This is a genomic window from Bifidobacterium scardovii JCM 12489 = DSM 13734 (genome assembly GCF_001042635.1).
GTDB lineage: Bacteria > Actinomycetota > Actinomycetes > Actinomycetales > Bifidobacteriaceae > Bifidobacterium > Bifidobacterium scardovii.
In genome coordinates, this window is the sequence record NZ_AP012331.1 from 876,107 (window position 1) to 888,914 (window position 12,808).

Sequence of the window (12,808 nt, forward strand, 5' to 3'; positions counted from 1 at the left end):
CGCCGTTAGGGGGAATTCGTGCGCCGGGGCCTTGGTATAGCGGCGATGATGGCCGATAATGGGAGTCATGACGACGATAATGGTGGACGAGCCGACGCACCCGGTCAGCGACCGGCTCTATGGCGTCTTCTTCGAGGACATCAACCATGGGGCGGATGGCGGGCTCAACGCGAACATGGTGAACAACTACAGCTTCGACGGGGTGTATCTGAGCCACAGCCGGTTGCGGCTGCATGGGGCCCGGCGCTGGCGCACGCAGGCCGATCCGCTGCGGTTCTGGCGTTTTTCCAGCGTGGACGCGGTCAGCTGCGGCACGCGGGTGCGCGGCGAACGCGGCGGATACGTCGACACCGACTGCCCGGCGCCGCCGGTGCACGACAACAGCCGGTACGCGCGCGTCACGGTCGATGGAGGGGCCGACTGGGGTTCGGCTCCGGAATCCGACGGTTCGGCGGGCGGTGACGCGCCGGCCGCGGACGGCCCGTTCATCGAGAATCTGGGGTACAACGGCGGCGGCGACAACGCCGGCGCATGCGCGATGTCGATCGTTCAGGGGCACGACTACGCGTTCGGCGCATACGTGCGGCCCGTCTCCGGCGCGGTCGCGCTGCGCGTGCGGGTGCTGGACGGCGAGGACCGGCCGCTGAGCGACGAGGTCCGATTCGATCTCGACCGTTTTGCCGGCGAGAGCCTGAGCGACGGCTGGATACGCGTCGAGCGCTCGCTGGCGGGCGAGCGCACCGGGTACGGCAAGCTGCGCATCGACGTGGAGGCGGCCGGGGCCGCGACCTTCGATCTGGACCTCGTCTCGCTGATGGACGGCGACTACTGGGGCAAAGACGATCCGAAATGGCGGTTCGGCAGGCTGCGGCGCGATCTGGTCGAGTCCATGGCCGCGCTCAAGCCGGCGTTCCTCCGCTTTCCGGGCGGGTGCATCGTCGAGGGCGTCACGCCGGGCAACGAGTACCGCTGGAAGGACACGATCGGCGCGCTGCCGGCCCGGCGCCAGCAGTACAACATGTGGGCGTTCAAGGCGCCTGACGGCTCCAGCTACTCGCAGAGCTACCAGATCGGGTTCTACGAGTACTTCTGCCTGTGCGAGGACCTCGGCGCCAAGCCGCTGCCGACGCTGTTCGCCGGCATCACCTGCCAGTCGCCGTACCGCGACCCGAAGCACGTCGCCGTCGACGGCGAGTACTTCCGCAGCACGGTGGTGCAGGACTATCTGGACCTCATCGAATTCGCCAACGGTGATCCGGACTCCAGCCGATGGGCGGCCATCCGGCGTGACATGGGCCATCCCGAGCCGTTCGGGCTCGATATGATCGGCGTGGGCAACGAGAACTACGGGGCGGACTACGTGGAGAAGTTCGACCGCATCTGCCGCGCCATCCACGAATGCCACCCCGACATGCTGTGCGTGATGAGCGCCGGGCTGTTCCCGTTCAAGGTGCCGATGCGCCGCTCGTGGAGCCACGCGCATGCGGTCGCCGCCGGCCGGGTGCCGGGCGTCGGGCGCGAGGGCGGCGCGCCGTCTATACTGGTGGACGAGCATTCGTACCATTCCGCGGACTGGTTCATCGCGCAGGCCGGCCGCTTCGACGACTACCGGCGCGACGGCACCGCCGTGTACTTCGGGGAGTATTCGGCCAACGGCTACTTCGCCGCGCAGCCGCAGACCTACGAGCATGCCAGCCAGTGGCATTCGGCGCTCGGCGAGGCCGCGTTCCTCACCGGCTGCGAGCGTAACTCCGACGTCGTGGCGATGACGTCGTACGCGCCGCTGTTCTCGCATGTGACCGGCCACGGCTGGGAGCAGAACCTCATCGAGTTCAGCCCGTCGCGGGTGATGCCCAGCGTCAACTACGAGGCGGAGCGGCTCTTTTCGGCCAATGTCGGGCGATTCGCCTACTCGTGCCGGATCGATGGGCCGCGGGACGACCTGTTCGTGTCGGCCACGGGGGACGGCGGGTCTCGCCGCTACGTCAAGCTCATCAACACGGGCGGCGAGCGGATCAACGTGACGCTCGACATCGCGTCGGGGATGCAGGCGCTGGGCGCCGGGGCGCAGCAGGGCGCCCTGTTCGGCGACTTGGCGGGCGGTGACGGTTCCGCGGAGGCGGGGCGTGCGGTTGCCGCTGCTGGCGTTGCGGGCGGAATGGGCGGAACGGGCGCGAGCGATGGCTCGGCGGGTTCTGCTGCGGACGGCATCGCGGCGGCGCACGGTTTGCATGTGCCGGATCTGAAGCCGATCCGGGTGCCGCTGCATCCGGCCGGCCATGCGCTGCGCGTGGAGACACTGCACGCGGATCCGCATGCGCGCAATACGCTGCCCTATGAGGGAGCCGGGCACGATGCGCTGCAGCGCACGGTCCGCGAGTCGCGCCTGCCCGCCGGGCCGGCCCGGTTCGCGCTCGCCCTCGAGCCGTACAGCATCACCCTGGTGCGGCTTGGGTAGGGGCGGCCGTTCCGGCGTCTTGTGCTTGGCCGCCGGCGGGTGGCTGCAACGGGTAGCTGCGGCGGATGGTTCCGGCGGATGGTCGGAAAACCAGCCTAATCCGCAGTAAGGCTGGGCGGCGATTCGGCGTCGGAACGGTCGGAAAACAGCACGCCGAAGCTACGTAGTATGGCATCCTCCCGGTTAGGATTAAAGCGAGGGACTGGCTGGAACATTCACGGAGGAACCGATGCGACGCTGGCTGATCGAGCTGCTCAAAAGCGAGACGATCCTGATCGTCGCATCCGTGCTCGCGCTGGTCTCGTGCCTCATCGTGCCGCCGGACGCCGACTACAAGAGCTACGTGCATATGAGCACGATCTCCCAGCTGTGCTGCCTGATGCTTGTCGTCTGTGGGTTCCAGCGCATCGGCGTGTTCCGCATCATCGGCTCGCGGCTGCTGCATCGGGTCAGCACCGCGCGCGGGCTTGTGATCACGCTGATCGCGCTCACGTACTTTTCCGCGATGCTCATCACCAACGACGTGGCGCTCGTCACCTTCATCCCCTTCGCGATCTCCGTGCTCATCATGGCGAACATGGAGGACCGCGCGGTGCTGGTCGGCACGCTGATGACCATCGGCGCGAACGTCGGCAGCATGCTCACGCCGATCGGCAACGCGCACAACCTGTACCTCAAGGCGCTCACCGGCATGCCGGCCACGGAGATGATCGGCATCATGGCGCCGTATTCGGCGCTCGCCGCGGTGATGCTCGTCGTCATCAGCTGCGTGGTGTTCGGCAAGAAGCCGGTCTCCGAGTTCAACGAGCTGGACGGCAGCGGCATCGAGCAGGGCGTGCTCGCGCCGGAAAGCGGCAAGCACCAGCCCGACGAGATCCGCATCACCGGCTACGGCGCGGGCTACGGCGGCTGGCGCACCGTCGTCTACGCGCTGCTGTTCGCCGTCTGCCTGCTGGCGGTGAACGGCGTCATCCCGCTGTGGCTCATGTGCGCGATCGTGTTCGCCGCGTTCCTGTTCTGCGATCGCAAGGTGTTCAAGCATGTGGACTGGGGTCTGCCGCTCACCTTCACCATGTTCTTCATCTTCATCGGCAACATGAAGCGCGTGCCGGAGTTCTACCGGCTCGCCGCGTCGCTGGTGGACGCGCATCCGCTCGAGGTGGCGGTCGGCTCCAGCCAGCTCATCAGCAACGTGCCGACCACGCTGCTGCTGTCCGGGTTCTGCGACCAGTGGCGGCCGCTGATCATCGGCACGAATGTGGGTGGCATGGGCACGCTCATCGCCTCGATGGCCTCGCTGATCGGATACAAGAACGTGACCCGCAAGTACCCGCACCAGAAGGGCAAATATTTGGCCGTCTACACCGGCGTCAACGCCGTGTTCGTGGCCGTGCTGCTCACGCTCTCGTGGATCATCGAGCCGTAGCGGGCGGGGTTGGACTGTTCTGTGCTGACTTACGGTCGCCCGTGAGCGTATAAGCGGCTGTAGGCCGGCATGGATTGCCGGGAGCGTGGTCGGAACCGTCGCGATCGCCGTGCCGGCCGCCGGACAGGGTCTCCAGCAGGACTTTTCTCAGGCCGGAATACGGCGGGTAGGCGAGCCGCAGCGTATCCGGAAACGCGGGCTTGCGCACCACGGTCTTGACATGGCTGAACTCGAGGAAACCGGCCTTGCCGTGATAGGAGCCTATGCCGGAAGCGCCGACGCCGCCGAATGGCAGCCGACTGGAAATCAGATGGCCGAGCGGCAGGTTGAAGCCGAGTGCACCCGAGCTGGTCTCCCGTTCGAACAGCCGCCGTGTGGCGCGGCTGCGCGTGAAGGCGTAGGCGGCCAGCGGGCGAGGGCGGCGATTGATGAAATCCACGGCTTCGGTGGCATCCGCGACTTCCAGAATCGGCAGTATCGGGCCGAAGATCTCCTCCTGCATCACCGGGGCTTCTGCGGAGACGCGCGTGATGACGGTCGGCGCGACATAACGGTCGGCCTCGTCCACCGTGCCGCCGCAGACCAGCCGGCCGGTCGTGGGATCGTCAGGGTCGGGCATCAGCGCCTTGAGGCGGTCGACATGGCGCTCGTTGATGATGCGCGCGTAGCTGCGCGACTGCTGCGGGTCGTCGCCGAAGAACCGCCGCGCGGAAGCCGCGATGAGCTCCGCCAGGCGGTCGGCGATATACGGCGTGGCCAGCACGTAGTCCGGGGCCACGCAGGTCTGCCCGGCGTTGATGAAACGCCCCCACGCGATGCGGTCGGCCGCGACGGCGAGATTCGCCGTGCGGTCCACGAACACCGGCGATTTGCCGCCGAGCTCCAGCGTGACCGGCGTCAGACGCTTGGCCGCCGCTTCCATGACGATTCGCCCGACGCGCCCTCCGCCCGTATAGAAGATGTGATCGAACGGCTGCGCCAGCAGCTCGCCGGTCTCCCGAGGCCCGCCCTGCACCACGCGGATCGCGCGCCGGTCCATATACCGTTCGACCAGATCGGCCAGCATATGGCTGGTGGCGGGGGAGAGCTCCGACGGTTTGAGGCAGATGCAATCGCCTGCGGCGATCGCATCGACCATCGGTTCCAGGCTCAGCAGCACCGGGTAGTTCCACGGCGAGATGATCAGCGCCACACCCTTCGGCTCGGCGACCGTCCAGCTGGCCGCCGGCTGCATGAGATATGGCATCGGCTTGTAGCGGCGGGCCGTCCATCCGGCGATGCGCGGGCGGACGAACCGTATCTCGTCGAGCACCAGTCCGATCTCCATCAGCATGGTCTCCGAGGCCGGTTTGCCGAAATCCCGCTGCACGGCCTGCGTGATCGCATCGGCGTTGTCCCTGAGCATGCGGGCCATCGCGTCCAATTGGGAGCGGCGCCATGCGAGCGGCTTCGACACTCCTTGGCGGAATGCGCGCTGCAGCGCGCCGGCCACCTGCGCGGGAGTGGGGGAGGAAACGGAATCGGGGGCAGAAGCGGATGCTTGGCGGGAGCCCGGCGCGGCGGTTCCATGCGCCTCTTGCTCCCTGCGTTCTCCGCGTCCCTCGCATTCCCCGCGAGCGTCATCCTGAAGCGCCGTCGATGTCATGTCTGCCTCCTCGCAATACGGTCATCCGATGCCATGCTCTGGTGTCATTGCTCTGATGCCATTGTAAGGATCCGGGCCGCTCCCCGCGCTCGACAGGAAGCGCCGAAGTGTGGCAATGCTGGCGGCGGCAGACCGCGTCAGCACTGCGGGCGTTTGACCACCTTCGGATCGGCGCCCCAGAACGCGCTGGTCGCCACGCCGCCGTTCGGCGTGCCCGTCGGCTCGCCCGCCACGCGGTATGCGCCCGTGGACTGCTCGTGGATCTTGCGCCAGCCGGCGGCGTCGATCACGAGCACATCCTCGTCGCACACCTCGCCGATCAGCGGGAACCGGTTGCCGTACTCGGTGTGGTGGTATACGAGGCCGCATCGTTCCATGGTCGCGCGCGAGCGCCGGTTGCTGAGGAAATGCTTGCCCCATACGCGGGTCAGATGCAGGTCCTCGAAACCATAGCGCAGCATTTCGCGCACGGCCTCCGACATGATGCCCTTGCCCCAGAACGGCTCTCCCAGCCAATAGCCGATTTCGCGCTCGTGCGTGAAATCGTCGACGGGCCGGTCCGCCAGTACGGCTTCCGTCTCGTCGCTGACCGGTTTGAAGCTGATGCAGCCGATCGGCCGTCCGGTTTCCCTGAGCACGATCGCGAAGGTTTCCGGGTCGCTCACCTGCACGGGATGGTATGCGCGGCAATCCTCGATCGATTCGTAATGATGCCATCCGCACGATTCGGCGACCTTGGGGTTGCGGCCATACTCGTATTTGGCGGCGATGTCGTCCTCGTCGTTCGCGCGCCAATGGCGCAGGATCAGGCGTGGCGTGCGCAGCTCGACCGCGCCCGGCGCCGTCGTTTCGGTCACGTTGGTCGTTTCGGTCGGTTTGGTCGGCTCGGTGCCGGTGGTTTCGGTCATGGACCAAGGTATAGCACACCCGGCGAGGATACGCTCGGCGCGTGAGGCGGACGGGTATCCGCGCCGGCGACGCGCGCTGCGGCTGGCGTCTTGCGGATCAGCCCAGATCGAGCGGCTTGCCGTCGGCTCCGATCGATGGCATCGCGCCAGCCTGGCCGACCTGATCGGCACTGAGCCCGATGGCCTGCAGGAATCCGGCCTTGAACTCCACGCCGGCCTTGGACGGTTCCTGCGTGCTCCAATACGCGCCGTTGATCGTCAGCGTCGGCGAGGAGAATCCGCCGTTGTCTCCGTACAGCTCGGTGCGCAGGATCGTGTAGTCGTCGGCGGCCTTGAGCCACTTGGCATAGGGCGTGCTGCCGTCGAACGCCTTGTCGGCGACCTCCTGGCTCACGCCGGCGTCGAGGGCCTGCCGCTTGAGCTGATCGTCGCTGACGGACTCGTAGTTGTCGAGCTCGCCGGGCTGGAAGTCCTCGGCGTAGATGTTCGACAGGTACTTGAGCAGATGCTGCGGATCGTCGTCGTTCTCGGCGATGACCAGCGCGCCGTTGAATGCGCGGGTCGAATACTCATCCGTGCTCTTGGAATCCTGGAAGGTCATGAAATGCAGCTCGAGATTGAGCTGGCCGGCGTCGATCATCGATTCCAGCGTGCCGTCGAGCGTGCGATGCACGGACGCGCAGCCGGGGCACAGCGGCTCCATATAGAAGGCGACGGTCGGCGCCCCGCTGGCTTTCTTGCCGTACCCGTCCTTCGAGATGAGTATGCCGGCCTGGTCGTCGGCACGGGCCGGTTTGGTCGAGACGGCCGCCAATGCGTTTTTCGCCTCGCTGAGCGATTGGGTGTCGGTGGCCTGCTGGCTCTGCTGGTCGCTTCCCGTGGCCTTGGCTGCCCCGCCGTTCTGGCTGGTTGCATGGTAGATGGCGAATGCGCCGATCGCGATGAGAATGAGGATGATGCAGGTCGCGATCGCGCCGATGATCGTCTGCTGCCGGCGTTCCTTGGCTTCCTGCTCCGCCTTGGCCTTCGCGGCGGCCGCCTCGGCCGCGCGGCGTTCGGCGCGCAGCCTCCGTTTGCCGGCGTTGTTGCTGTTGCCTGTCATGAGTCATGTCCTTGCATCGTGTGTTCGTTCCTCCATGATTATATGAAGCGCGGGATACCGGGCCGGCGCGGGGCCGGATGCCGGCCGGGCGCTCGCCGGATGCCGGCCGGACGTCAGCCGGATGCCGGCCGGGTGAGCGCGTCGCGCCATTTCCTGGCGGAATAGGCTCGACTGGCAGTGTCTCAGCGAGAGGTTTCTGTCAGCCCGTGGCGGGGACCTCCTGTTGCGGGGCCGCAAAGAGACTTTCCGGCCGCGTGCCGGAAGAACCATCCCGATGCGGGACTCTCAATGAGCAGGATCCGCCATGCACTGGCAGGAATCTTTCGCTGTCACGGTCCTCGGACCTTGCGCCAATGGCCGGATCCATGGCGCGGTGTACCCGTCGGATGCTACAGTATGTTCTCGTTTGGCCCCGTAGCTCAGCTGGATAGAGCATGTGACTTCTAATCTCAAGGTCGACGGTTCGAGCCCGTCCGGGGTCACGACGGAACCCCTTGGAATCAAGGCGTTCCAAGGGGTTTACTGTTCCTCGCCGGTCTGTTCTGGGCCAACATGGGCCAACATGGGGCCATCATGAGCGCGGTTGCTCACCGCCTCATTCAAGTGGCGGGTCGGAAGACGGCATAGGACGTTCTCATGGAGTATTGAACAATCGCGGTTTTGTCACGCCGGAATCGGACATGCTCCCGCTGGCGGGAGCTGGCTCGCGAAGCGAGACTGAGGGTGGTCGATACGGACCGCCGCCGCGCTTGGCTCCGTCACAGCGCGTCGCGCGCGCAACCGGAACAGAACGAGGCGAACCTCGGATTGAGCGTTCCGCAGTCCGGGCAGTACCAGGTGCCGTCAGGCAACGGGCGGATATGCGCGGATGTGGCCTTGCGGATGGTCTGCGGGTCGGTGCCGGCGCCGTTTTCGACGCCCATCGTCACCAACGGGGCCAGCGAGAACCCGTTGGCCAGCGAGGCGAGCAATCCGCCGCCGATCAACGACACGGGCTTGGCGCGCATGGCGCTGCCGCAGGCCATGCAGAATCGGACATCGTCGGGCATGGAAGCCGAGCATTGACGGCATCGTTTCATTGCGACTCCTTTGTCGAAGCGGCCCCGCTGCCACGCAGGCGCCACGCTTCCATGATATCGAATTCCCCCCGGCGAATCATACCGAGGGCGGATGGCGCGTCCTGCATCTGTTGACGGAAACTGTACGGGAAAGGGTTTGGGTTATACACTTGACGCAATAGTGTCTAAGAAGGGGCTCTATCAATGGAGACAACAGCCAAACAGGACCGCGCCGTCGCGAGAGCGGCCGCGTCGACGGCGCGCACGGGGGATTTGCGCACCGAGAGCCGTCCGGGCGGCGCCCCGGCGGCAGCCGGCGCGCGCCCGATGATCGAAGTGAGGAACCTGCGCAAGGAGTATCCGGTCGCGGACGAGACCGTGGTGGCGCTCGAACGCATCAACCTGAGCATCCCGCGCGGGCAGATCTGCTGCATCTACGGCGAATCCGGCTCCGGCAAGTCCACCCTGCTCAACCAGCTCGCCGGCATGGAAAAGCCCACGCGCGGCGGCGTGCGCATCGGCGGCGTGGTCGTCTCCGATCTGGACGAGCGGGAACTGGCCGCGTTCCGGCAGCGCCATCTCGGCTTCGTGTTCCAGTCCTACAATCTGATGCCGAACCTCAACGCCGTCGAGAATGTGGCCATGCCGCTCATGTTCCGCGGTATGCCCAAGGCCAAGCGCGAGGCGATGGCCCGCGGCATCCTCAAGCGGGTCGGGCTCGGCAAGCGCCTGACGCATTACCCCACGCAGATGTCCGGCGGCCAACAGCAGCGCGTCGGCATCGCGCGCGCGTTCGTCGCACGGCCGGAGGTCGTGTTCGCCGACGAGCCGACCGGCAATCTCGATTCGCGCACCAAAGTCGATGTGATGGAGATGATCTGCTCGTTCGCGCGGGACTTCAACCAGACCATCGTGCTGGTCACGCACGACGACAATATGGCGCAGTACGCGGATCGCATCGTCACGCTGCTCGACGGTCGCGTCATCGCCGACGAGCCGGCCGACCGGCATCGCGGCAGGTCCGCCGGCCAGGACGGCGCGCGCGGCTGACCGGTGGCGCCGCTCCGCCGGTCAGCCGGGGCGCATGGAGGGCCGCCTCGTCTCCATCGCACGCAACGCAACGCAACACAACACCCACGCAACGGAACAACAATCAAGGAAGACTCATCGCCGACATTCGGCGTCGACAATCTGGGAGACCGGAGGGACTCATGGGAAATGCAACGCAACGGACCACGGCGAAACTGCTGAAGGCGATCGTCGCCGTGCTGGCATGCACGGCGATGGCGGGTCTGACGCCGGCCGCCTACGCCACCGCCGAAGGCGACGCCGCGGCGAAAACCGCTCAGAGCGTACAGACCGCGCAGGGCGCCGGCGTGGCCGACGGCACCTCCGGCGATGCCGGAAGCGCCACGTCCGGCACGGTCGTGAAGACCGTCGACGGCGGTGCGGGCGGCGGCGCCTCGGGCGGCAGCGGGGCGGGCGCGGACGGCGCCAACGGGGGCGCCACCCAGATCGCCGGCCCGGTGCCCAACATCATCATCACCAACTTCTCCTATGGCGACAATTCGGTGTCGGTCGGCAGCGACTTCAACCTGTCGTTCACCTTCCAGAACATGGGCAAGGTCGCCATCGACAATCTCGTCGTCACCGTCGACGGCGGCGAGAGCTTCGCGATCGCGGGCGGCACCAACACCTTCTACTTCGACACGCTGTACGCCGGGTGGGCGATGACGCAGAGCCTGCCGATGCAGGCGCTTTCCAGCGCGAAAAGCGGCGCCCAGGGCGTGACCGTCGGCTTCAAGTACGAGTATGTGGACGGCGGCGTGCGCTCGGCGAGCTCCTCCGACATCAAGATCTCGGTGCCGGTCTCGCAGCCCGACCGTTTCCAGCTCACCGACCCGGTGCTGCCGGAGCACGTGAACGCGGGCGAGGAGAACACGATCACGATGGACTACGTGAACAAGGGCAAGGGCGACATCTCCAACGTCGAGGCGACCATCGAGGGTGAGGGCATCGAAAGCAGCGTCAAGACCCAGTACGTCGGCAATGTGGCGTCCGGCGCGAACGGGTCGATCGGCTTCGCGTTCACCCCGACCACGGCCGGCGACATCAGCGCCAAGCTGCGCGTCACCTACGAGGACTCGGACGGCAAGACGCAGACCAAGGAATTCCCGATCACGATCAGCGCACAGGAGCCGGCACCGATGGACCACAGCAACATCGACCCCGACACTGGGCTGCCCTATGACGACCCGTCCGCCTCGCAGCAGGCCGGGTTCCCGCTGTGGGGGTGGGTCGCGATCGTCGCTGCGATCGTCGTCGTCATCGTGATGGCGATCGTACTGGTCCGCCGGCGCAAGAAGGCCAAGGGCAAGCACGGCGGCATCGACGAGGAATGGGATGACTGGGAGAGCGGTTCCGTATCCGGCGCCGCGTCCGGTGCCGCCGGCGCGGATAACGCCGCCGGCCCCGCGGCGCAGGCCGACGGCGCGCCGACCCAGATCATCGCCGATCGGCCGGTCGCCGGCGACGGGCCCGCATCCGGGCCGGCCGCCGCGCCTTCCGCCAGCTGAGGGATGCCATGAAATTCACCGACATCCTGCATATGTGCAGCCAGAACCTGTTCCGGCGAAAATCACGCACGATACTGACCGTGCTTGGCGTGATCGTCGGATGCTGCTCGATCGTGATCATGGTGTCGCTCGGCGCCGGCATCAACGAGCAGAACGAGAGGACGCTCCAGTCGATGAGCGATCTGACCATCATCAACGTGTACAGACAAGGCTCCGGCGGCATGGGATCCGGCTCGTCATCGGGCTCGTCGCGCGCCGGATCGGGCGCCGCGAAGCTCGATGATTCGGCCATCGAGAACATGCGGCGGATTCCCGGCGTATCCGGGGCGACCGGTCAGATGTACATGAACTACTCCGTCAGGTTCACCGCGTCCAATGGCAGGTACTACGCGGATTACGGCGTGATCCAGGCCATCGACATGGGCCAGCTCGACAACATGGGCTACAAGCTGACGGCCGGCGCCGCTCCGGCCAGGAAGGGCGAGGTGCTCGCCGGACAGAACTTCGCCTACTCCTTCGCCGACAAATACCGGCCGGAGGGCCAGAACATCCGCCAACAGCCGTTCGACGTCGGCAACGGCACCATGATGGTGTGCAACGATAACGGATGCGAACAGGTCGCCGCCGGCGACGTGGAAGGCCCGTTCTTCGACCCGATGAACACCGAAATCGTCATGACCGTCGATGCGGGGGACGGCTCGGGCGGCTCCATGTCCGGCTCGGGCGGCATGGCCGGCATAGCCGGTGCGGCCGGGGGAGCCTCCGGCTCGGCGACGCCGACGAACACGTTCAAGCTCAAGACGACCGGTATCCTCAAGGAGGATTACAGCAAGGGCGAGGCCACGTCGAACGGCATCATGATGGATATCGGCCAGCTCAAGGGCATCATCGCCAAGGTCGACAAGGCCGCGGCGAAGAAGGCCTCGAACTACGACCAGGCGCTGGTCAAGGTCGCCGATCTGTCGCAGGTCGCGGACGTCGAGCAGCAGATCAAGGACATGGGCTTCGGCACCTCGTCCTCGGAGGAGATGCGCAAGAGCCTGCAGGAGCAGTCGCAGGGCATCCAGCTGGCGCTCGGCGGCATCGGCGCGGTGTCGTTCCTGGTGGCGGCGATCGGCATCGCGAACACGATGGTGATGTCCGTGACCGAGCGCACGCGCGAGATCGGCATCATGAAGGCGCTCGGCTGCTATGTGCGCGACATCCGCGTGATGTTCCTCGGCGAGGCCTCGGCGATCGGCCTGATCGGCGGTCTGATCGGATGCGTGATTTCCGCGCTGGTGTCGCTGATCATCAACCTCGTCTCGATGGGCGGGGGAGGAGGGGCCGGTGCGGTTGGCGCCGGCGCCGGCCTCGGCGAGAGGATATGGATGGCGATCGTCGGGGGCGAAAACGTGGCGCGCATTTCGGTCATTCCGTGGTGGCTGTTCGTCGCGGCGATCCTCTTCTCGATGGCCGTCGGCCTGATAGCGGGCTTCGGCCCGGCCAACAAGGCGGTCAAGATCCCCGCGCTCGACGCCATCAAGAACGAGCAGTAGCGGAGTGCATGGGCGCTGGTAGCGGTATGCCGTCGAACGGGGCTGATAATGCGACAGAATGATGATGCATGTTGCATTGTTGGGGTGCCGATACCGC

8 protein-coding genes, 1 tRNA gene and 1 pseudogene are annotated in these 12,808 nt (G+C 66.4%); 6 read left to right on the plus strand and 4 right to left on the minus strand.

The features are described from left to right. Positions 1-67 precede the first annotated feature (67 nt). Together BBSC_RS03600 and BBSC_RS03605 are read left to right on the plus strand one after the other, a co-directional pair. Entirely contained in the window at positions 68-2,458 is a 2,391-nt protein-coding gene (locus BBSC_RS03600) for an alpha-L-arabinofuranosidase C-terminal domain-containing protein (RefSeq protein ID WP_081893047.1), read from the plus strand. A 229-nt stretch (positions 2,459-2,687) separates the two neighbouring features. Then, on the plus strand, positions 2,688-3,884 hold the full coding sequence (locus BBSC_RS03605; RefSeq protein ID WP_033518264.1) for an SLC13 family permease: 1,197 nt from the start codon (positions 2,688-2,690) through the stop codon (positions 3,882-3,884). Positions 3,885-4,005: 121 nt separating this feature from the next. Here BBSC_RS03605 and BBSC_RS03610 read toward each other — a convergent pair. From BBSC_RS03610 to BBSC_RS03620, 3 genes and pseudogenes are all read right to left on the minus strand, one after another. Then, positions 4,006-5,529, minus strand: a pseudogene (locus tag BBSC_RS03610) (aldehyde dehydrogenase family protein); the annotation flags it as partial. A gap of 137 nt (positions 5,530-5,666) precedes the next feature. Then, positions 5,667-6,437, minus strand: a complete 771-nt coding sequence (locus BBSC_RS03615; protein ID WP_051923260.1) for a GNAT family N-acetyltransferase — start codon at positions 6,435-6,437, stop codon at positions 5,667-5,669. Between the two features lie 97 nt (positions 6,438-6,534). Continuing rightward, on the minus strand, positions 6,535-7,539 hold the full coding sequence (locus BBSC_RS03620; RefSeq protein ID WP_033518262.1) for a DsbA family protein: 1,005 nt from the start codon (positions 7,537-7,539) through the stop codon (positions 6,535-6,537). Positions 7,540-7,947: 408 nt separating this feature from the next. On the opposite strand from BBSC_RS03620, the gene BBSC_RS03625 reads away from it, so the two are divergent. Further along, positions 7,948-8,021 (plus strand) — tRNA-Arg (locus BBSC_RS03625). Between the two features lie 276 nt (positions 8,022-8,297). Here BBSC_RS03625 and BBSC_RS03630 read toward each other — a convergent pair. After that, the gene (locus tag BBSC_RS03630) at positions 8,298-8,618 is read right to left on the minus strand and encodes a zinc-ribbon domain-containing protein (RefSeq protein WP_051923259.1); all 321 of its coding nucleotides are present in this window, start codon (positions 8,616-8,618) and stop codon (positions 8,298-8,300) included. Between the two features lie 306 nt (positions 8,619-8,924). Here BBSC_RS03630 and BBSC_RS03635 point away from each other — a divergent pair, with 306 nt between their 5' ends. From BBSC_RS03635 to BBSC_RS03645, 3 genes are all read left to right on the plus strand, one after another. Next, on the plus strand, positions 8,925-9,647 hold the full coding sequence (locus BBSC_RS03635; protein WP_144414514.1) for an ABC transporter ATP-binding protein: 723 nt from the start codon (positions 8,925-8,927) through the stop codon (positions 9,645-9,647). A gap of 161 nt (positions 9,648-9,808) precedes the next feature. Continuing rightward, entirely contained in the window at positions 9,809-11,173 is a 1,365-nt protein-coding gene (locus tag BBSC_RS03640; RefSeq protein WP_046726089.1) for a COG1361 S-layer family protein, read from the plus strand. An 8-nt stretch (positions 11,174-11,181) separates the two neighbouring features. Then, entirely contained in the window at positions 11,182-12,711 is a 1,530-nt protein-coding gene (locus tag BBSC_RS03645; RefSeq protein ID WP_033518260.1) for an ABC transporter permease, read from the plus strand. Positions 12,712-12,808: the final 97 nt, after the last annotated feature.